We start from the raw sequence: 19,366 nt of genomic DNA on the forward strand, positions 1-19,366 counted from the left end.
GCCTATCGCGGATCAGGAGAATCCCACGACAAGTCTGCAGTGGCGGGAGTAGCGACAATATTAGTGTCATCCGCCTGATTAGTGTCATCCGCCTGCCAGCATGTTTTCGTCAAAGCTTCGAAAACAAGCTGTTTGCCATGGAGCACGGCATCTTCAAGCGAGCGTGCGTTAGCCAAATGCGCGGCAATGGCGCTGGCCAGCATGCAGCCCGTCCCGCGCTTCGATCCACCAAGGCGGGGCGCATCGAAGCGGATAGCCTTCTGGTTTGAGCGTAACAGTATGTCCGTGGAGCTAGGTCCCGCGCCGTGGCCACCCTTGATCAGCACGGCTTGCGATCCGGCAGCCAGCAATTTTTGACCTTGTTGCAACGCACTGCCTTCGTTCACCGCAACGGGTGAGCCGACGAGAGCCGCCAACTCGATGAGGTTGGGTGTGACGAGCCGGCAAAGCGGCATTAAATCACGACTCATCACGTCGATCGCGCCTGCTTCCAGGAGCGGCCTGCCCGAAGTGGAGGCCAGTATGGGGTCGAGCACTGCCGGGATATGCCGATTTTCGCGCAGCACAGCGACAACGCCAGCGATGATCTGCTCTGTCGCGAGCATGCCCATCTTGATGGCCGCCACCTCGTTGGCCTGCAGCGCCGCCCGCATTTGATCGGCCACCAGACTGGGTTTAATAGGGTGGACTTCCAGTACGGCTTCGTGCGTCTGCACCGTCAGCGCGGTGACAGCAAGGCAGGCGCGTACGCCGATGGAAGAGATCGTCTCGATATCGCGTGCAATTCCGGCGCCACCGCTGGAGTCCGATCCACCAACGACAAGCACATGCGGTTCTCCCCTCAGCGCCATCGTTCTGTCCTTTCGATCCATTCTCGTGTGCGCGCTTCCGGGTCGGCATTCAATGTAATGTCGGTCACGACAGCGGCGCTGTCTGCGCCGGCGCCGAAGACGCCCTCGATCCGGCCAGGGTTGAGGCCGCCAATGGCGACCAACGCGATCGGCGCGACCCGGCGCTTCCATTCGCCAATTCGTTCAAGCCCCTGTGGCGACCATTTCATCTGCTTCAGTATGGTCGGGTAGATCGGGCCGAGCGCGATATAGTCCGGTCTGGCGGCCAGGGCCGTTTCCAGTTCGGCGTGGTCATGCGTGCTGAGGCCGAGGCGAATACCAGCTACCCTTATGCGAGGAAGGTCCGCCGCCTGCAGGTCTTCCTGGCCGAGGTGAACGAAGTCGCAGCACTCTTCGATCGCCAGGCGCCAGTGGTCGTTGACGATGAGTTGGCATCGGTGCCGGGCGCACAAGACCTTGGCTTTTCGGATCTCGGCACGCAACCCAGCCTCGTCCTGGTCCTTGATGCGAAGCTGCACCAGCTTGACGCCAAGCGGCACTAGCCGTTCGATCCAGGCGGCGCTGTCGACGATCAGGTAGAAGGGATCGAGCTTCACGAGAAGACCGCCCTGCCGAACGTCGGCGTCGACGGCACGGCGACCTCGCGCGGTTCGAGCATTCCCGACTTGAAAGCTTCACGACCGGCTTCGACCGCCTTGCCGAATGCGCGCGCCATGCCGACCGGATCAGCCGCTCTCGCCACCGCCGTGTTCAGCAGCACGGCGTCAAAGCCAAGCTCCATGACCGTTGCCGCGTGCGACGGTCGCCCCAGCCCCGCATCCACAATAAGTGGAACGCCAGGGAAATGTGCGCGCATCGAGCGCAGCGCCGGGATGTTAATCGGTCCGAGGGCGGAACCGATTGGCGCGCACCACGGCATCAGGACCTTGCAGCCCGCCTCGAGCAGCCGCTCCGCAACGACAAGATCGTCGGTGGTATAGGGAAATACCGAAAAGCCGTCCTCGCACAGGATGCGGGCGGCTTCGACCAGGCCGAACACGTCCGGCTGCAGCGTATCCTGGTTGCCGATCACTTCGAGCTTGATCCAGGACGTGCCGAACAACTCGCGCGCCATTTTCGCGGTTGTGACCGCTTCCTTGACGGAGTGGCAGCCGGCACTGTTGGGCAGGATTCTTACGCCGAGCGAGCGGATCAACGACCAGAATTTTTCGCCGGCCCTGCCGCCTGCCATTTCACGGCGCAAGGAGACGGTTACCACCGACGTGCCCGACGCCTCGACCGCATCGGCAAGGATAGCCGGCGAAGGATATTGAGCCGTGCCGAGAAGCAGGCGCGAGGGAAGGTTCGTACCGTAAAGGTCGAGCATCGGGTCACCCGCCTTGCATGGGCGAGAGGATTTCAATCCGATCGCCGTCGCTCAGCTGGAACTGCGCCCGATCGGCCACATGCACGAGGTCGCTGTTGACGGCCGTTGCGAGCCAATCGCCCTCATAGTCGAGCGCAGCAAGCAGCTCGGCCAGCGTGGTGGCGGCAACTTCATGCGCTTCGCCGTTTACCGTAAGCTTCATCAGCAGGCTCCGCTGGTTTGTCATGATCGAAAACGAGTTCGGCCGCCCGGCGCGCCATGGCGGGAGAGAGAAGAAAACCATGGCGATAAAGTCCGTTGATCGCGATGGTGCTTTCATGGGCGTCGACACGTGGCAGATTGTCAGGAAAAGCCGGGCGAACGCTGGCGCCGGTCTCGATGATGGCAGCCTCACCGAAAGCCGGATGGAGCGCGCAGGCGGCGCTGAGCAACTCTATCATCGAACGCACTGTGACCGGGTCGCTGGATTGGCTTTCGATCATCGTCGCGCCGACCATGAAACGGTGGCCGGTGCGCGGCACAATGTAGAGCGGAAAGCGCGGATGGAGCAGCCGGACAGGGCGCGACAGCGAGATATCCGGCGTGCGCAGGATCAGCATCTCGCCGCGAACGCCGCGCAGCCTGTCATCGACCGCTGCCATTCCGGTGCAGTCGATCTGGCGATCGAATCCGGAAACATCCTGGGCGTCGGCGCTGAAGTGGAAATCGACACCCATGGCTGTAAGTTTCTTATGAAGTGCTGCCATCGTCTGGCGCGGGTCGAGATGGGCCTCGCCGAGGAAGAGCAATCCACGGCGGAAGCGGCCCGCGAGGTCGGGTTCCAGCCGCGCGATCTCCTCTTCATCGACACGCCGATGGCCCGACGTGCGGCTGGCGAACCGGTCGAGCTCGCCCGCATCGCGCGGCGCGGCGACGACCAGTGTTCCGGCCCGCGTCACCTGGCCGGGCGTTGCCGCATCCCACCAGTCGGCGGCATCGCGTCCGAGCTCCAGCACCGGCTGCTCGGCGCTTTCACGCTCGCACCATGGCGCCAGCATGCCGCCGGCGAACCACGAGGCATTGCCGCCAAGGCTGTGCCTTGTCTCGGCAACGGTCACCACCGCGCCGCGGATGACGAGTTCGAAGGCAGCTGTGAGGCCAGCGACGCCGGCCCCTTTGACCAGCACCCTCATGATCGCTCATGCGCCTCCGGCACGAGCGATGCGCGAGTCTCGTCCGCTGGCACATAGAGATCGCCGCCTTCGCGGTATTTCGCCGCCATCGCCGCCATGCCCTCTTTCTGGGCCTCCGAGCGGATGTCGTGGGATATGCGCATGGAGCAGAATTTTGGCCCGCACATGGAGCAGAAATGAGCCAGCTTGTGCGCCTCCTTGGGCAAGGTCTCGTCGTGGAATGAGCGCGCAGTTTCTGGATCGAGCGACAGGTTGAACTGGTCTTCCCAGCGGAACTCGAACCGTGCCCGCGACAGCGCATCGTCCCTGATCTGCGCGGCCGGGTGACCCTTGGCAAGGTCGGCGGCGTGAGCGGCGATCTTGTAGGTGATGACGCCGGTCTTGACGTCGTTGCGGTCGGGCAAGCCGAGATGCTCCTTGGGTGTAACGTAGCAGAGCATCGCCGTGCCGAACCAGCCGATCATCGCCGCACCGATCCCGCTCGTGATGTGGTCGTAGCCGGGCGCAATGTCGGTGGTGAGCGGCCCGAGCGTGTAGAACGGCGCCTCGCCGCAGACTGCGAGCTGCTTGTCCATGTTCTCCTTGATCTTGTGCATCGGCACGTGGCCAGGCCCCTCGATCATCACCTGGCAATCCTTGGCCCAGGCGATCTTCGTCAGTTCGCCGAGCGTTTCCAGCTCGGCGAACTGCGCTGCATCGTTGGCGTCGGCGATCGAACCAGGACGGAGTCCGTCGCCGAGCGAAAAAGACACATCATAGGCGCGGCAGATGTCGCAGATTTCCGCGAAGTGCTCGTAGAGGAAGCTTTCCCGGTGATGATGCAGGCACCATTTGGCCATGATCGAGCCGCCGCGAGAAACGATGCCTGTGACCCGGTCAACGGTCAGCGGGATGTAGTGCAGCCGCACGCCGGCGTGGATGGTGAAATAGTCGACGCCCTGTTCGGCCTGCTCGATCAGCGTGTCGCGGTAGACCTCCCATGTCAGGTCCTCGGCGATGCCGCCGACCTTTTCGAGCGCCTGGTAAAGCGGCACCGTGCCGATCGGCACCGGCGCATTGCGCACGATCCATTCCCGGATGTTGTGGATGTTGCGTCCGGTCGACAGGTCCATCACCGTATCGGCGCCCCAGCGGATCGCCCACACCATCTTTTCCACTTCTTCCGCCATTGACGAAGTGACGGCGGAGTTGCCGATGTTGGCGTTGATCTTCACCAGGAAATTGCGGCCGATGATCATAGGCTCGCTCTCGGGGTGGTTGATGTTGGCGGGAATGATCGCCCGCCCGCGTGCTACCTCGTCACGCACGAATTCGGGCGTGACGAAGTCGGGGATCGCCGCGCCGAAGGCCTCGCCGTCGCGCAGCACGCTGCCGCGCAGGATCTCGCGGCCCAGGTTCTCGCGGATGGCCACGAATTCCATTTCGGGCGTGACGATGCCGGCGCGCGCATAGGCAAACTGGGTCACCGCCTTGCCCTTCATGGCTCTGAGCGGCCGGTTGCGAATGGGAAATTCCGGCGTCAGGCGCTCGCCCGCCGCGAATCCGTTGTCTTCAGGCCGGACATGGCGGCCGTCATAGGCCTCGACATCGCCGCGCGCCATGATCCATTCCTGGCGAAGCCTGGCAACGCCCTTTTCGATGCTGGTTTCTACAGTCGGGTCGGTATAGGGACCGGACGGATCGTAGACGGTGACAGGCGGCTCGCCGGCCGTCGGATGGACAGAGATTTCGCGCATCGGCACCCGGATCTGCGGGTGGATCAGGCCGGATTTATAGATTTTCCTCGAGGCGGGCAGCGGTCCCGTCGATACCGCGGGGGTAATGGCATTCATTTGAGGCTCCTTTGCTCATGCATTGGAGACCCAGTTCTGTGCCGGAAGGATGAAAAGACGCTTTTACCTGCCTGTTTGCCGGTTTTCGGGCATGGAGTCCCGCAAAGCGCTTGCACCGTCCCTACGCCAGTATGAACTGGATCAGGTTCAACGGGTCACTGCGCCGCGAAAGCCAGCAGTATCTCAGCCTCTTGCCGGGACTCCCCTGGTGAATGAATCGAATTGAACGGGCGAGCGTCATTTTGTCAAGCGCATTTGGCCGATCAGAGGCTTGCTCAAGCCTGACGGAAGAACTGGCGCCCGCGGGCAAGTTACTCGCCGGAGGGGAGCGCGGGATAGTCGAGGCCGATATTACCTCGAAACCGCCCGGCACCATCGAGTGGGATTGACCCGGTGTCCTTCAGAGCTTAATCGCGAACTTTCGGAAAATGCCGTAAACCACAGAAGTAACTGATTATTCGTGACCATGTAGTCAGCTGAACGCTTCGCGCGAAGGGCGTCCAAGCGCGACGGCTCTATTCGGGGCGCAGACAGATATCAAACGCCCAGATAGGCGGCGCGGATCCGTTCGTCGGCGATCAGTTCCTCGGCCGTGCCTTGCATGGTCACCCGCCCGGTCTCCATCACATAGCCACGGTCGGCAATACGCAGCGCGGCATAGGCGTTCTGCTCGACCAGAAGCACGGTGACGCCCAGTGTCTTCAAATTCCTGATGACGTCCATGATCTGCGCAACCAGGATCGGCGCCAGCCCCATGCTCGGCTCGTCCAGGAGCAGGCAGGCAGGGCGCGCCATCAGCGCGCGCGATATCGCCAGCATCTGCTGCTGGCCGCCCGAAAGGCCGCCGGCCGCGAGATTGCGTTTTTCCCTGAGGATCGGGAACATGGCGAAAGCCTCTGCCATATCCGTGTCGACGCGTGCATCCGCGAACAGATAGGCCCCCAGCCTGAGATTTTCCTCCACGCTGAGGCTGGTGAATATCTGCCGGCCCTCGGGCGATTGCGCCAGGCCGAGCGCCACGCGCCGGTGCGCCGGCATCCCCTGCAGCGGTTCGCCCTTGAACACCAGATTGCCGCCGCTGATCGGCTGCACGCCGGAAATGCAGCGCAGCAGCGTCGTCTTGCCGGCGCCGTTGGCGCCCACCACAGTGACGATTTCACCCGAACGCACCTGCAGGTCGACGCCGTGCAGCACCTCGATGCGCCCATAGCGCGAGCGCAGGTTCTCAACCGAGAGCATGGCCGCTCCCTTCCTGAACGCCGAGATAGGCTTCGATCACCTTGGGATCGCGCGAGACTTTTTCCGGCTTGCCTTCGGCGATCTTCTCGCCCCGGTCGAGCACGACGATATGGCTGGAGATGCGCATCACCATCTTCATGTCGTGTTCGACCAAGAGGATGGCGACGCCCGACTTCGCCACGTCGGCGATGAGGTGGTCGATCTCCTCGGTCTCAACCGCATTGCAGCCGGCCGCCGGCTCGTCGAGCAAAAGGATGCGCGGCTCCAGCGCCAGCGCGCGCGCGATCTCCAGCCGCTTCAGCGCGCCGTAGGACAGCGACGAAGCCTGCTGATCCGCCGCGCGGTCGAGCCCGACGCGCGCCAGAAGCCCGCTCGCCACAGTACGCGCCTCGGCAGTGCGACGGCGCGATGCCGGCGTGGAGAACAGGTCGGCGACCAGGCTGCCGCGCGCCTTCAGGTGCCGGCCGGTCATCACATTCTCCAGCACGGACATCTTCTGGAAGATCTGCAGGTTCTGGAAGGTGCGCGACAGGCCGCGTTCAGCCAGCTGGTTCGGGGCCATGCCCGTGACCGCTTCACCGTCGAGGCTCACCTTGCCGCGCGCCGGCCGGTAAGCGCCGGAGATCATGTTGAACAGCGTCGTCTTGCCGGCGCCGTTCGGCCCGATCACCGAGACGATCTCACCCGGCTCGACCCCGAAGCCGACATCGTTGACGGCCCGCAAGCCGCCGAAATCGATACCCAGCCCCTCGACGGAAAGCAGCGGCATCAGCCCCTCCCGCGCAAGGCGCGCGACAGGGTCGGCACCAGTCCGTCACGCATGAAGATCATGACCAGCATCATGATCAGGCCGAGGATCATGTGCTCATATGCCTGCAGCGCTGTCAGCGCTTGCGGCAACAGCGTCAGCAAAGTTGCCCCGGCGATTGCGCCGGGCACCGAGCCGGCGCCGCCCAGCACCGTCATCGTCACCAACTCGACCGAATGCAGGAAACCGGCGACATCGGGCGTGATGAACTTGTTCATCAGCGCAAGCAGCGAGCCGGACAGCGAGGCGTAGACGGCCGACAACACGAAGGCGGAGAGCTTGTAGCGCGCGACATCGACGCCGACAGTGCCGGCAGCGATCTCCGAATCGTGCAGTGCCCTGAGCGCCCGCCCGGCCGCGCTGTCATGGAGGTTCGAGGCGACCCAGGCGCCGCCGAGCAGGAACAACGCGGTGAAGGCGTACCAGAACTGTGCGTTGGAGAGATCGATACCGATGAACTTCAGCGCCGCGCGCAAGCCCAGTTCCGGCACTTCGCGCCCGTCGGCGCCGCCGGTGATCGGCACTTCATTGGCAAGCACCATCGACACCAGAATGCCGAAGCCAAGTGTGGCCACCCCCAGATAATAGCCTTTCAGCCGCAGTATCGGCCCGCCGATCAGCCAGGCGATCCCAGCGCTGATGACGGTGCCAAGGAGCATGGCCAACGCCGGATGAAGTCCCAGATAGATCGGCGCCAATGCACAGGTATAGGCCCCGATGCCTGCAAAGCCGGCATGCCCGAGACTGACCTGGCCGGCGAAGCCGATCAGGATGACGAGGCCCGTGACGGCAAGCCCATTGACGAAGGCGAGGGCGCCTATGCGGTAGTAGAAGTTGGACGGAAAGGCGAGCGGCGCCAGGGCGACGATGGCCAGCAGGATCAGCAGCGTCAGATGCTTCGACGACAGGCGCATGGTCACACACGCTCCATCGACTTGCGGCCGAACAAACCTTGCGGCATCCAGAACAGCACGACCAGAATGACAATGAACGCGACGGCGTCCTTGTAGGTCGAACTGACAAGCCCGGCCGTCAGCGCCTCGATCAGCCCCAGAAGCAGGCCGCCAACCAGGGCCCCGACCGGCACGCCCATGCCGCCCAGCATCGCGGCGGCGAACCCCTTGAGCGCAAAGGGTACTCCAAGATCGTAGCTGGTCAGGCTGATCGGCGTCATGAGAATACCGGCCAGCGCGCCGATCGCCGCCGACAGCGCGAAGCTCAGGCTCATCATGTAGTCCGTGTTGATGCCGACCAGTTTCGCGGCGACGCGGTTGTTGGCCGTGGCGAGGATGGCCTTGCCCGTCAAAGTGCGCGTGAAGAAGACGTAGAGAAGCACGAACACCATGACCGCGACGGCGACGACCCACAGGCCCTGCGGCAGGATCGTCACCCCGCCGACGTTCATCGGCTCGTCGCCGCTGAAGCCCGGAAAGCGGTGCAACTGCTTGTCGAAAACCAGTTGTGCGCCGCCGCGCAGGAAAATCGAGGCGCCGATGGTGATGATGATGAGGCTGACCACCGGCGCGGCGCCTGCGCGCTCGATGGCCAGTTTGTTGAGGAGCACACCAATGACGGCGGCTGCCACGATTGCCAGCAGCGCCGCCAGCGGCAGGGGCACGCCCGCCTGCCAGGCGAAGAACGTCACCATTCCGCCGAGCATGACGAACTCGCCTTGTGCGAAGTTCACCACGTCGGAGGCGTTGTAGATGATGGTGAAGCCAAGCGCGACCAGCGCGTAGGCGGCTCCGACAGTCGTTCCCGACACCAGATATTGCAGCAGTTCCGTCACCGCGTACCCCTCCCTTGCAACTGTAAGGTTGCGATCGGCTCGTTGGCTGGCGGTTCGATGCTACTGGAGCAGCACCCAGTTGCCGTCCTTGATCTCCAGCATGCGGAAAGCCGAAAGATCGAGGCCGAGGTGATCGGTCGCCGACATATTGAATGCGCCGGTGACGCCAACGAAGCCCTTGGTTTGCTCGATCGCATCGCGGATTGCCTGCGGCTCCGCCGCGCCGGCGCGGTTGATCGCATCGACCAGCAGGCGCAGCGCGTCATGCGCATAGCCGCCGAAAGTGGAGGCGGGCGAACCGGCCTTCTCCTCATAGATCTTCCTGTAGGCGGTCACGACGGCATATTGCGGATCGTCTTGGCTGAGCTGGTCCGCAATCAGGATTGCCGTGCCGGGGATCTTGACCCCGTTCGACGCTGGTCCGGCGAGCTCGATGAAGGCCTTCGAGGCGACGCCATGCGACTGGTAGAGCGGCGTCTTGATGCCAAGCTGTCCGTAGTTGCGGGTGACGATGGCAGGGCCCTGGCCAAAGCCGGCGTTGAGAATTGCCTGGACGCCTTCCTTGGAGCGCAGATTGGTCAACTGCGGCGTCATGTCGGCGTCGGTCGGTCCATAGATCTCATCGGCCAGGATTTCGATGCCGTAGTCGCCGGCAATGTCCACGCAGTGCTTGCGCATTGAGGCGCCAAAGCCGTCCGAGCCGGAAATCAGGCCGATCTTGGTAAGGCCGCCGGCCTTCATGTTCTCGAAGATCTTGCCGCAGGCCATGCGGTCGGTATGCGGTGTCTTGAACGTCCATGGCTGAACCGGGTCGACAATCTCAAGTGCACCGGCAAGCGAGATGAACGGGATCTCGGCATCGGCTACAACCTGCATGATCGACATCGTCGTGGCCGTGGTCGAACCACCTACGATGGCGACCACCTCGTCATCCTCGATTAGACGTGTTGCGAATGTGCGCGCCTTGTTGGGGTCGCCCGCGTCGTCGTAGCTGACCAGTTCGATCTTTTCGCCGAGCACGCCGCCAGCGGCGTTTATCTCGTCGACCAGCATCCGCAGGGTCTTCGCCTCCGGGTCGCCCAGCGACGATGCCGGGCCAGTTTCCGAGACGGTCGAGCCAATCTTGATATCGGCCAGGGCAGGCGATGCCACGCCGATCATCAAGGCTGCGACCGCAGCCTTCAATACAGACTTCATGAATTCCTCCCGAGGTTGAAAACGCCGTTTTGGCCCGGCCCTCCCAAGCCAAAATGCAGAGATCGTCTTGAACGTGCTTGCCAGCCAAATCCGGTTTAGCGGCAGGTTATTATTAACCGACCGGTCGGATTATGCAACTATTTTTTGATGATGCTATTGGCGGCTCGAAGATCGGCAAGGTGACGGCGTGAAGATCCCCGATACACGCGCAATGTCCTGTGACCCGCCCTGGCATGCCGGCACGGCTTCTGCTGTATGCGTGCGCAGGTGTGGAAGGCGGCGCGCCCGGGCCGTTCACGGGGAATGAAGAATCAGACCGGAAGCTCGCCCGCGAGCTTGGGTATCATCTGAAGCGCGAAGTCCCTGAACATTCGCACCGGCCGGGATATGTTGCGATTGCCGAGATACACGATCGAAAGATCGCGCGTCGCGAAGCGCCACTGCGGCATGACCTCGACCAGCCGCCCGCTGGCGAACAGAGCGGGCGCGACGATGGGCGGTAGCTCGCCGATTCCCCCACCTCCCGCCAGCAAGGTCGCCAGCCCCGTAAAGTCGTTCATCGTCACCCTCGGCCTGAAGTTCACCGTCTCGTGCACGCCGTCCCGTTCCAGTATCCAGCGGTGCTGCCGCGACCAGTAGGCGAAGGCGAGCAACTGGTGATCGCGCAACTCACGAGGATGAGTGGGAGCGTCCCGCCCCTCCAGATAGTCCGGGCTTGCGACAAGCCTATGGCGGTAGCGCAGGACCGGGCGTGCGACCAGGCTCGAATCCGCGAACGGGCCAAGGCGCAACGCCAGATCGATCCCTTCCGAGATGTGATCCAGATGGCGATCGGCGATGATCAAATGCACCTCGACTGCCGGATAGGAGACCCGGAACGTGCCGATCAGTGGCGCCAGCAGATTCTCGGAGATGCTGGGGGGCGCCGAGAGCCGCAGCGTGCCGCGGACCTCCGAAAGCCGGTGCGAAACAATGCTGTCGACTGCCTCGTTCACCTCCGCACCGCGCTGAGCCTGCTCAAGAATCTCCATGCCGATGTCGGTGAGCCTCAGGCTGCGCGTGGAACGCTCGAACAAGCGGACGTCGAGCTGGTCCTCCAGCTCGGCGACCCTGCGGCTGACGGTCGAGACAGGCATGGCCATACGGCGCGCCGCCTCGGAAAAGCTGCGTGTTTCGGCAACACGGGCGAAGATCACGAGGTCGTTCAGGTCGATCATCGATTTTCCCAAATTCAGGAAAGTGACTACCAAAAAACCTATCTAATCCCAAAAATGGAAATGATCTACAACTCTCACGAGAACTTTACTACCGGGAGCCTGGGGTGCCGGGGATTGCGACCACAATACTGGCAGGTGCGATTTTGGCCCTGTCGAATGCGGCGGTAGCCACTGAAAGCAACGACACGGCGGCAATCGAACAGGTGCTTGAGGCCTATGAACAGGCACTGAACAGCTCCGATACGGACGCAGTCCTGCGGCTTTATGCGCCCGACGGCGTGTTCATGCCGCAGTACATCCCGTCGAGCATCGGCGCCGATGCGGTGCGGAACGCCTATTGGAACGTGTTCAGCGCCGTCAAGCTGTCGTTTCGTCTCGACATCGCCGAAATCGTCCAGGTGGCCCCCGAGTGGGCGTTCGCACGGACCAATTCGGCCGGCACAGTCACCGTCCGGACCAGCAACCATACGCTGGCCGAAGCAATTCAGCAGTTTTTTGTCCTGCAAAAGCTCGCAGCAGGCGGATGGAAGATCGCGCACTACAGCTTCGCCTCCACCACTCCGCCGCGTGAATAGGGAGGATCATCATGCTCGAGAAGCTGATTACTTTCCTAGTTTCGACCGCCGCGATCCTTCGCGGCGACTTCGGCGATTGGACGGGAATGATCGTGTTCCCAAACATGACCATGGCCGGCGGCCTCCTGTCGATCGCGGCTCGCGCCGCCACGGGGTCGAGCCTCGACCGTCCGATCGCCGCACTGAGGTCGCCGTGACCGTGCCGAAGACCATGAGGGCGGTGGTCATCCATCAGGCTGGAGGGCCCGAGACCCTTCGGATCGAGACCCGGCGCGTGCCGAAGCCCGGCGAGGGGCAGGTGCTCATCAGGGTGAAGGCGTTTGGGCTCAATCGCTCCGAGTTGTTCACGCGCCGTGGCCTTTCGCCAATCGTGGATTTTCCACGCGTCCTCGGGATCGAGGCGGTTGGGACGGTGGCGGAGGTCCCATGCGGAGCCTTTACGCAAGGCGACATCGTGGCGACGGCGATGGGCGGGATGGGACGCCAGTTCGACGGCGGGTATGCGGACTATGTCTGCGTGCCCACCGGTCAGGTGCAGAGACTGCGGACCGTGCTGCCATGGGACTTGCTGGGCGCCATGCCCGAAATGCTTCAGACAGCATGGGGATCCTTGTTCACATCGCTGCAGCTTAGGCAAGGCGATCGGCTGCTGATCCGCGGCGGCACAAGCTCGATCGGGCTTGCCGCCACCATGATCGCCAAGGCACATCGCGCCGTCGTTATCGCGACCACCCGCAACCCCGATCGAGAAAGGCTGTTGCGCGAAAGGGGTGTCGACCAGGTGCTGATCGACACAGGCGAGATCGCGAGCCAGGTTCGCGAGGTCTGTCCGAATGGCGTCGACAAGGTGCTCGAACTGGTCGGCGCCACGACGCTCAGGGATTCGCTGCGCTGCGTGCGCCCGCGCGGCATACTATGCATGACCGGCATCGTCGGCGACCAATGGTCCTTGGACGGGTTCAATCCACTGGATGACATCCCGACGGCGGTGTCGCTCACCAGCTATTCGGGTGGCGTGGAGAACTTCATGCGCACGCCGCTTCAGGCGCTCGTGGATGAGGTCGAGGACGGTGAGCTGCGGCTGCCGATCGGACGGGTTTTCAAGCTCGACGAGATCGTCGAGGCGCACCGCGTCATGGAGGCGAACGCGGCGGGCGGAAAGGTCGTTGTGCTGACATGACGCGAGATTGATCGGACGTCTATTTCAGCCATTCAACTGCGCGCGTGGGGGGATACACGCGCCCAGGCCGGGGTGGTTAATCCCTTTGGATCAACCACCCCGGTACTTTTTTCGCTTCCCAAACGGAAAACCGATATCCAGGCCGGGCCGCCCCCCGCGGCGGTTTTTTGCATTGCACAATCGAAGCCGGCAGGCAAAATGCGGGCATGAAGCCGGCTCCCCTCGATGTACTCGTCATTGACGAAAACCGCATACGCGCGGCCGTCATCGAGGAAGGATTGCGCGAGGCCGGATATACGGACGTGACGATCATCCACGATATGGCCGGCATCGCCGCGCGCATCGCCACGCTGGAGCCGGACGTCATCGTGATCGATCTCGAAAACCCCAACCGGGATATGCTGGAGAACATGTTCCAGCTGTCTCGCGCGGTGAAGCGGCCGATCGCGATGTTCGTCGACCGATCGGACACGGCCTCCATCGAGGCGGCGGTGGAGGCGGGCGTGTCGGCCTACGTCGTCGACGGGCTGCGGAAGGAACGCGTCAAGCCGATCCTCGACATGGCTATCAGCCGTTTCAACGCCTTCTCGCGCATGGCGCGCGAACTCGAAGATGCGCGCACGGAGCTGGAGAGCCGCAAGCTGGTCGACCGCGCCAAGGGCATTCTGATGAAGTCGCGCGGGCTTTCGGAGGAGGAGGCCTACACGCTGCTGCGCAAGACCGCGATGAACCAGAACCGCAAGATAAGCGAGATTGCGCAGAGCCTCGTCACGGCGGCCGGACTGCTTGGACCGGAGGATGCGTCATGAGCCACCTGGTGACGGCCGGTTTTCTGCCGCTGCTCGACAGCGCCTTGCTGGTCGCAGCACGCGAAAAGGGATTTGCCAGGGAGGAGGGCGTCGAACTGCTGCTGGTTCGCGAAAACTCCTGGGCGAGCATTCGCGACCGGTTGGCCGTCGGCCATTTCAACGTGGCGCACATGCTGGCGCCGATGCCGATTGCCTGCAACCTTGGCCTGACGCCGCTCGCCACACGCACCATCGCACCCATGGCGCTGGGTCTCGGCGGCAACGCGGTCACCGTGTCGCAAACCCTGTGGGACGAGATGCGCGGGAATGGCGCGGCCTCCGATTTCGAACCACGCTCGGCCGGCGAGGCGCTGGCGGCGATCGTGACGCAGCGCGCGACGCAAGGCTTGCCGCTTCTGCGTTTCGCGGTCGTGCACCCTCATTCCGGCCACAACTACGAACTGCGCTATTGGCTGGCGGCCTGCGGCGTCGATCCGGACAGCGATATCGAGATCGTCATCGTACCGCCGCCTTTGATGGCTGATGCGCTCGGTTCGCAGCGCATCGACGGCTATTGCGTCGGCGAGCCGTGGAACACCGCGGCCGTGGTGAAGGGGGTGGGGCGCATCGCCACGGCCAAGGCTGCGATCTGGCGATCCAGTCCCGAAAAGGTGTTGGGCGTGGCCGCCGACTGGGCCGAAGCCAATCCGGAAACGCTGACGGCGCTGTTGCGCGCGCTGCACCGTGCGGCCGTCTGGTGTGGCGACCCCGCAAACCATGGCGAGCTGGCAGCCATGCTGGCAGGCCCGGCCTATGTCGACCGTCCGGCTGACTGGCTGCTGCCGGCGTTGAGCGGGACGATCCGGACCGGCGATGGCGGCGAAGTGACGACGCGCGACTTCTTCTTGCCGCATGCGAAGGGCGCCACATTCCCCTGGAAGAGCCACGCGCTGTGGTTCTACAGCCAGATGGTGCGGTGGGGGCAGGTCGCGGCCAGCGCCCGGAATGAAGCGATCGCCCGCGACACCTACCGGCCCGATCTCTATCGGTCGGCGCTGCGTGAACTCGGCGTCGCGCTGCCGGGCGCGAACGCCAAGGTCGAGGGCGCGCTGAGCGCCGCGACGCCGGTTGGTTCGGCGGGCGCGAGCCTGGTGCTTGGTCCCGACGGCTTCTTCGACGGCGTTACCTTCGACCCGGACGAGGTTTCGGCTTACATCGAGCGGCAGAAGCGGCTGCCCAGAGTGTAGGCGGCCTTGTGCGCTGCATCATTTTTGTGCATCGCAAGACGATGCCTGCCGGAGTTTTCGCCAATCCATATCAGCGCGCCTCACGGCGAGCATGACGCTGGCTATTGATTTCCTTTCAAAATTTCGCGTGGCGGGCCAACTGGCACGCTTCCTGCTTTATAGTTGGTGAGACCCACAGACGGGTCACGAAATTTGCGTCCAACGCCGGGCGCATCAGGCAAGGCCGCCAATCAGATCTGGACGCGATCCCGGATGTACGGACGCGAACGGACCGGTTGGCGGTCTTTTTGTTTCAGCCACAGAGCGGCGCTTCTCCCACGCCGATCATGGAGCGAGGAAAATGAGCAAGAGCCTTCCATCAATGTCCAGCGGCAACGCGTCGGCGACGCGCGCGCTGTCGATGTCCACGATCGCCTTTACCGTCTGCTTCGCGGTGTGGACGATCTTTTCGATCATCGGGGTGAAGATCAAAGCCGAACTCGGGCTTTCCGAGACCCAGTTCGGGTTGTTGATCGGCATGCCGATCCTGACGGGTTCGCTCGTCCGCATCGTGCTCGGCGTGTGGACCGATCGCTTCGGCGGCCGTCTCGTCTACACGGCGACCATGCTTGCGGCGGCAGCGGCAACGTTCCTGCTCGCCTTCGCCACCACCTACGCGCAGATGCTGCTCGCCGCGCTCGGCGTCGGTCTGGCCGGCGGGTCCTTCGCGGTCGGCGTTGCTTATGTCTCGCGCTTTTATTCCGCCGACAGGCAGGGCACGGCGCTCGGCATCTTCGGCGTCGGCAATGTCGGTGCCGCTGTCACGAAGTTCCTGGCGCCGTTCGTGCTGCTGGCCGGCGGTTGGCAGGATGTCGCGCTGATCTGGGCATCCGCCCTGGGCTTCATGGCCTTGATCTTCTGGTTCGGGACGCAAGACGATCCGGTCATCCGCGACCGGCGCGTCAACGGCGCCAAGCCGAAAAACTTCTGGACCGAGTTCGCGCCGCTGAAGGACATGCGCGTCTGGCGCTTCGCCCTCTATTACTTCTTCGCCTTCGGCGCCTTCGTGGCGCTTGCGCTGTGGCTGCCGCGTTATCTGATCGGTGTCTACGGTTTCGACATCGCTACCGCCGGCATGCTCGGCGCCGCCTATTCGATCCCGGGCAGCGTCTTCCGCGCCTATGGCGGCGTGCTATCCGACAAGATCGGCGCCCGTACGGTGCTCTACTGGACGTTCGCGGTGTCGGCCGTTGCCTGCGCGGTGCTGGCGCTGCCGGCAACCGACTACACGGTTCGCGGCATCAACGGTCCGATCAGTTTCCATTTCGAGATCGGGCCGGTCGCCTTCATCGCGGTGGCGTTCGTGCTCGGCTTCTTCATGAGCCTCGGCAAGGCGGCAGTCTACAAGCACATTCCCGTTTACTATCCGCAAAACGTTGGCGCGGTCGGCGGCCTTGTCGGCATGATCGGCGGCCTCGGCGGTTTCATCCTGCCGATCGCTTTCGGGGCGCTCAACGACCTGACCGGCGTCTGGTCGAGCTGCTTCATGCTGCTTTTCCTGATTGTCGCTGCCTGCTTCGCCTGGATGCATTTCGCAATCCTGCGGATGGAGCGGGCCATCGCCGACGAGGCTGTCGCCTCGCCCGCCGAATAGATCGGAAGGATCCTGCCATGACAGAGAAACTGGTCATCATCGGCAACGGCATGGCGCCCGGGCGCATGCTGGAGCACCTGCTGGAAGCCGCTCCCGACCGCTACCAGATCACCATCTTTAACGCCGAACCGCGCGTGAATTACGACCGCATCATGCTGTCGCCGGTTCTTTCGGGCGAGAAGGCGTTCGAGGAAATCGTCATCCACGGCGACGGCTGGTACATCAAGCACGGCATCACCCTCTACAAGGGGCACAGGATCGCCGCCATCGACCGCGACGCCAAGACCGTCACCTCCGATCACGGAGTGACCGAAAGCTATGACAAGCTCGTCATCGCAACCGGCTCGGTGCCGTTCATCATTCCGGTGCCGGGCAGGGATCTGCCGGGCGTGCTGAGCTACCGCGATCTCGACGATGTCAGCGCCATGCTGCTGGCCGCGCAATCGCGCGACAGGGCCGTGGTGATCGGCGGCGGCCTGCTCGGCCTCGAAGCCGCTGCCGGTTTGAAGGAGCGCGGCATGGACGTGACCGTGCTGCATGTCATGCCGACCCTGATGGAGCGTCAGCTCGATCCCGCCGCCGGCTATCTTTTGCAGAAGGCGGTCGAGGCGCGCGGCATCAAGGTGATCACCAAGGCCAACACCAAGGCGATTGTCGGCAACGGCAAGGTGGAGGGCGTCGAGCTCGCTGACGGCGAGATCATCCCCGCCACACTGGTGGTGATGGCCGTCGGTATCCGGCCGAATATCGGACTGGCAAAGGATGCAGGACTGGAGGTCAATCGCGGCATAGTCACCGACGATCACATGGTCACCTCCGATCCGTCGATCTTCGCGCTCGGCGAGTGCGCCGAAGTCGGCGGCCACGTCTATGGGCTCGTCGCGCCGCTCTACGAGATGGCGCGCGTCACGGCAGCACGGCTCTCCGGCGGCGAGGACAAGCGTTTCGTCCACTCCGACACGCCGACCAAGCTCAAGGTCACCGGCATCGATCTCTATTCCATCGGCGATTTCGCCGATGGCGACGATCGCGAGGAGATTATCCTGCGCGACGCTTCGGCCGGCATCTACAAGCGTGTCATCCTGCAGGACAACAGGATCATCGGCACCGTGCTGTTCGGCGAAACCGGCGACGGCGCATGGTTCAACGATCTCAAGAAGAAGGCGACCGACATCTCCGAGATGCGCGACACGCTGATCTTCGGCCAGGCGTTCCAGGGGGGCGCCTCCTCGGACCCTCTGGCGGCCGTTGCGGCACTGGCGGATGATGCTGAAATCTGCGGCTGCAACGGCGTTTGCAAGGGAAAGATCACCGAAGCTATCGTCGCAAAGGGCCTGACTTCGCTGGACGATGTGCGCGCCCACACCAAGGCTTCCGCGTCCTGCGGGTCGTGCACCGGCCTGGTCGAACAATTGATGCAGCTTTCGCTCGGCGACAGCTACAACCCGGCCGCCGTGCAGCCGATGTGCTCCTGCACGACGCTCGGTCATGACGATGTGCGTCGGCTGATCAAGGCAAAGGGTCTGAAGACGATTCCCGCCGTCATGCAGGAACTGGAGTGGAAGACGTCCTGCGGCTGCGCCAAGTGCCGGCCGGCGCTCAACTACTATCTCGTCGCCGACTGGCCGGACGAATATGCCGACGACTACCAGTCGCGTTTCATCAACGAGCGCGTGCACGCCAACATCCAGAAGGACGGCACCTATTCGGTGGTGCCGCGCATGTGGGGCGGCATGACGTCGGCCAAGGAGTTGCGCGCCATCGCCGACGTGGTCGACAAGTTCGAGATACCGGCGGTGAAGGTCACCGGCGGGCAGCGCATCGACATGCTGGGGATCAGGAAGGAAGACCTGCCGGCGGTGTGGGCCGATCTCGGCAAGGCGGGTTTCGTCTCGGGCCATGCCTATGCCAAGGGATTGCGCACGGTGAAGACCTGCGTCGGCACCGACTGGTGCCGCTTCGGCACGCAGGATTCGACCGGGTTCGGCATCCGCATCGAAAAGTTCATGTGGGGTTCGTGGACGCCGGCCAAGGTCAAGATGGCTGTCTCCGGCTGCCCGCGCAACTGCGCCGAGGCGACCTGCAAAGACGTCGGCGTGGTTTGCGTGGATTCGGGCTACGAGATCCACTTCGCCGGCGCCGCCGGCCTCGACATCAAGGGCACGGAGGTGCTTGGCCTGGTGAAGACCGAGGACGAGGCGCTCGAGGTGATCGTGGCGCTGGTGCAGATGTACCGCGAGCAGGCGCGCTATCTCGAACGCATTTACAAATGGACCAGGCGCGTCGGCGTGCCGGAAATCAGGCGTCAGGTCCTCGACGATCTCGACCGGCGCAAGGCCTTTTACGACCGCTTCGTGTTCAGCCAGAAGTTCGCCCAGGTCGATCCATGGTCGGAGCGCGTCTCCGGCAAGGACAAGCACGAATTCAGGCCGATGGCGGTGGCGGAATTCGTTCAGGCTGCGGAGTGATGAG

Annotated in this window: 19 protein-coding genes and 1 riboswitch; of the genes, 7 read left to right on the forward strand and 12 right to left on the reverse strand. The window is 63.5% G+C overall.

The window, feature by feature from the left end:
• Positions 1 to 2: 2 nt before the first annotated feature.
• From F3H98_RS21465 to F3H98_RS21520, 12 genes are all read right to left on the reverse strand, one after another.
• A complete protein-coding gene (locus tag F3H98_RS21465; RefSeq protein ID WP_149762372.1) occupies positions 3 to 851 on the reverse strand; it encodes a hydroxymethylpyrimidine/phosphomethylpyrimidine kinase in 849 nt (282 codons plus the stop codon).
• Positions 842 to 1,447 carry a thiamine phosphate synthase gene (locus F3H98_RS21470; RefSeq protein ID WP_149762373.1) on the reverse strand — a complete coding sequence of 202 codons (606 nt, stop codon included), beginning with the start codon at positions 1,445 to 1,447 and terminating at the stop codon, positions 842 to 844. The genes F3H98_RS21465 and F3H98_RS21470 overlap by 10 nt, the downstream gene beginning before the upstream one ends.
• Positions 1,444 to 2,217, reverse strand: a complete 774-nt coding sequence (locus F3H98_RS21475; RefSeq protein WP_149762374.1) for a thiazole synthase — start codon at positions 2,215 to 2,217, stop codon at positions 1,444 to 1,446. Before F3H98_RS21475 ends, F3H98_RS21470 begins: the two co-directional genes overlap by 4 nt.
• 4 nt (positions 2,218 to 2,221) lie before the next feature.
• Positions 2,222 to 2,419, reverse strand: a complete 198-nt coding sequence (thiS, locus tag F3H98_RS21480; protein ID WP_149762375.1) for a sulfur carrier protein ThiS — start codon at positions 2,417 to 2,419, stop codon at positions 2,222 to 2,224.
• Complete coding sequence (gene thiO / locus F3H98_RS21485) at positions 2,388 to 3,389, reverse strand: glycine oxidase ThiO (RefSeq protein ID WP_149762376.1); 1,002 nt, start codon at positions 3,387 to 3,389, stop codon at positions 2,388 to 2,390. The genes thiS and thiO overlap by 32 nt, the downstream gene beginning before the upstream one ends.
• Positions 3,386 to 5,221 carry a phosphomethylpyrimidine synthase ThiC gene (gene thiC / locus F3H98_RS21490; protein WP_149762377.1) on the reverse strand — a complete coding sequence of 612 codons (1,836 nt, stop codon included), beginning with the start codon at positions 5,219 to 5,221 and terminating at the stop codon, positions 3,386 to 3,388. The genes thiO and thiC overlap by 4 nt, the downstream gene beginning before the upstream one ends.
• Before the next feature lie 100 nt (positions 5,222 to 5,321).
• A riboswitch (TPP riboswitch) is annotated at positions 5,322 to 5,438 on the reverse strand.
• A gap of 320 nt (positions 5,439 to 5,758) precedes the next feature.
• On the reverse strand, positions 5,759 to 6,460 hold the full coding sequence (locus F3H98_RS21495) for an ABC transporter ATP-binding protein (RefSeq protein WP_149762378.1): 702 nt from the start codon (positions 6,458 to 6,460) through the stop codon (positions 5,759 to 5,761).
• Positions 6,447 to 7,229 carry an ABC transporter ATP-binding protein gene (locus F3H98_RS21500; RefSeq protein ID WP_149762379.1) on the reverse strand — a complete coding sequence of 261 codons (783 nt, stop codon included), beginning with the start codon at positions 7,227 to 7,229 and terminating at the stop codon, positions 6,447 to 6,449. The genes F3H98_RS21495 and F3H98_RS21500 overlap by 14 nt, the downstream gene beginning before the upstream one ends.
• Positions 7,229 to 8,182 (reverse strand): branched-chain amino acid ABC transporter permease, encoded by a 954-nt coding sequence (locus tag F3H98_RS21505; protein WP_149762442.1) that lies wholly within the window; start codon positions 8,180 to 8,182, stop codon positions 7,229 to 7,231. Before F3H98_RS21505 ends, F3H98_RS21500 begins: the two co-directional genes overlap by 1 nt.
• Before the next feature lie 2 nt (positions 8,183 to 8,184).
• A complete protein-coding gene (locus tag F3H98_RS21510) occupies positions 8,185 to 9,057 on the reverse strand; it encodes a branched-chain amino acid ABC transporter permease (protein ID WP_149762380.1) in 873 nt (290 codons plus the stop codon).
• A gap of 60 nt (positions 9,058 to 9,117) precedes the next feature.
• On the reverse strand, positions 9,118 to 10,254 hold the full coding sequence (locus tag F3H98_RS21515; protein ID WP_149762381.1) for an ABC transporter substrate-binding protein: 1,137 nt from the start codon (positions 10,252 to 10,254) through the stop codon (positions 9,118 to 9,120).
• A 311-nt stretch (positions 10,255 to 10,565) separates the two neighbouring features.
• On the reverse strand, positions 10,566 to 11,471 hold the full coding sequence (locus F3H98_RS21520; RefSeq protein ID WP_149762382.1) for a LysR family transcriptional regulator: 906 nt from the start codon (positions 11,469 to 11,471) through the stop codon (positions 10,566 to 10,568).
• Between the two features lie 104 nt (positions 11,472 to 11,575).
• Here F3H98_RS21520 and F3H98_RS21525 point away from each other — a divergent pair, with 104 nt between their 5' ends.
• The 7 genes from F3H98_RS21525 to nirB all read left to right on the forward strand — a co-directional run bounded on the left by F3H98_RS21525 (position 11,576) and on the right by nirB (position 19,362).
• Positions 11,576 to 12,046, forward strand: coding sequence for a YybH family protein (locus F3H98_RS21525; protein WP_149762383.1), 471 nt, complete (start codon positions 11,576 to 11,578; stop codon positions 12,044 to 12,046).
• Positions 12,047 to 12,057: 11 nt separating this feature from the next.
• On the forward strand, positions 12,058 to 12,243 hold the full coding sequence (locus F3H98_RS21530; protein WP_149762384.1) for a hypothetical protein: 186 nt from the start codon (positions 12,058 to 12,060) through the stop codon (positions 12,241 to 12,243).
• Positions 12,240 to 13,226, forward strand: coding sequence for a zinc-binding alcohol dehydrogenase family protein (locus F3H98_RS21535; protein ID WP_244621839.1), 987 nt, complete (start codon positions 12,240 to 12,242; stop codon positions 13,224 to 13,226). The genes F3H98_RS21530 and F3H98_RS21535 overlap by 4 nt, the downstream gene beginning before the upstream one ends.
• Positions 13,227 to 13,432: 206 nt before the next feature.
• Positions 13,433 to 14,035: an ANTAR domain-containing response regulator gene (locus F3H98_RS21540; protein WP_149762385.1), complete on the forward strand. Its 603-nt coding sequence runs from the start codon at positions 13,433 to 13,435 to the stop codon at positions 14,033 to 14,035.
• The gene (locus F3H98_RS21545; RefSeq protein WP_149762386.1) at positions 14,032 to 15,261 is read left to right on the forward strand and encodes a CmpA/NrtA family ABC transporter substrate-binding protein; all 1,230 of its coding nucleotides are present in this window, start codon (positions 14,032 to 14,034) and stop codon (positions 15,259 to 15,261) included. The genes F3H98_RS21540 and F3H98_RS21545 overlap by 4 nt, the downstream gene beginning before the upstream one ends.
• 340 nt (positions 15,262 to 15,601) lie before the next feature.
• Complete coding sequence (locus F3H98_RS21550; RefSeq protein ID WP_149762387.1) at positions 15,602 to 16,894, forward strand: MFS transporter; 1,293 nt, start codon at positions 15,602 to 15,604, stop codon at positions 16,892 to 16,894.
• A gap of 17 nt (positions 16,895 to 16,911) precedes the next feature.
• Positions 16,912 to 19,362 (forward strand): nitrite reductase large subunit NirB, encoded by a 2,451-nt coding sequence (gene nirB / locus F3H98_RS21555; protein WP_149762388.1) that lies wholly within the window; start codon positions 16,912 to 16,914, stop codon positions 19,360 to 19,362.
• The last annotated feature ends 4 nt before the right edge of the window (positions 19,363 to 19,366 follow it).

The sequence above is a fragment of the Neomesorhizobium albiziae genome (genome assembly GCF_900114255.1).
GTDB lineage: Bacteria > Pseudomonadota > Alphaproteobacteria > Rhizobiales > Rhizobiaceae > Neomesorhizobium > Neomesorhizobium albiziae.

What these genes read in the sequence shown, in the direction of transcription:
- F3H98_RS21465 (WP_149762372.1), bottom strand. Translation starts at nt 851, where the DNA reads ATGGCGCTGAGGGGAGAACCGCATGTGCTTGTCGTTGGTGGATCGGAC.
- F3H98_RS21475 (WP_149762374.1), bottom strand. Translation starts at nt 2,217, where the DNA reads ATGCTCGACCTTTACGGTACGAACCTTCCCTCGCGCCTGCTTCTCGGC.
- thiS (WP_149762375.1), bottom strand. Translation starts at nt 2,419, where the DNA reads ATGAAGCTTACGGTAAACGGCGAAGCGCATGAAGTTGCCGCCACCACG.
- thiO (WP_149762376.1), bottom strand. Translation starts at nt 3,389, where the DNA reads ATGAGGGTGCTGGTCAAAGGGGCCGGCGTCGCTGGCCTCACAGCTGCC.
- thiC (WP_149762377.1), bottom strand. Translation starts at nt 5,221, where the DNA reads ATGAATGCCATTACCCCCGCGGTATCGACGGGACCGCTGCCCGCCTCG.
- F3H98_RS21495 (WP_149762378.1), bottom strand. Translation starts at nt 6,460, where the DNA reads ATGCTCTCGGTTGAGAACCTGCGCTCGCGCTATGGGCGCATCGAGGTG.
- F3H98_RS21500 (WP_149762379.1), bottom strand. Translation starts at nt 7,229, where the DNA reads ATGCCGCTGCTTTCCGTCGAGGGGCTGGGTATCGATTTCGGCGGCTTG.
- F3H98_RS21505 (WP_149762442.1), bottom strand. Translation starts at nt 8,182, where the DNA reads ATGCGCCTGTCGTCGAAGCATCTGACGCTGCTGATCCTGCTGGCCATC.
- F3H98_RS21515 (WP_149762381.1), bottom strand. Translation starts at nt 10,254, where the DNA reads ATGAAGTCTGTATTGAAGGCTGCGGTCGCAGCCTTGATGATCGGCGTG.
- F3H98_RS21520 (WP_149762382.1), bottom strand. Translation starts at nt 11,471, where the DNA reads ATGATCGACCTGAACGACCTCGTGATCTTCGCCCGTGTTGCCGAAACA.
- F3H98_RS21530 (WP_149762384.1), top strand. Translation starts at nt 12,058, where the DNA reads ATGCTCGAGAAGCTGATTACTTTCCTAGTTTCGACCGCCGCGATCCTT.
- F3H98_RS21540 (WP_149762385.1), top strand. Translation starts at nt 13,433, where the DNA reads ATGAAGCCGGCTCCCCTCGATGTACTCGTCATTGACGAAAACCGCATA.
- F3H98_RS21545 (WP_149762386.1), top strand. Translation starts at nt 14,032, where the DNA reads ATGAGCCACCTGGTGACGGCCGGTTTTCTGCCGCTGCTCGACAGCGCC.
- F3H98_RS21550 (WP_149762387.1), top strand. Translation starts at nt 15,602, where the DNA reads ATGAGCAAGAGCCTTCCATCAATGTCCAGCGGCAACGCGTCGGCGACG.
- nirB (WP_149762388.1), top strand. Translation starts at nt 16,912, where the DNA reads ATGACAGAGAAACTGGTCATCATCGGCAACGGCATGGCGCCCGGGCGC.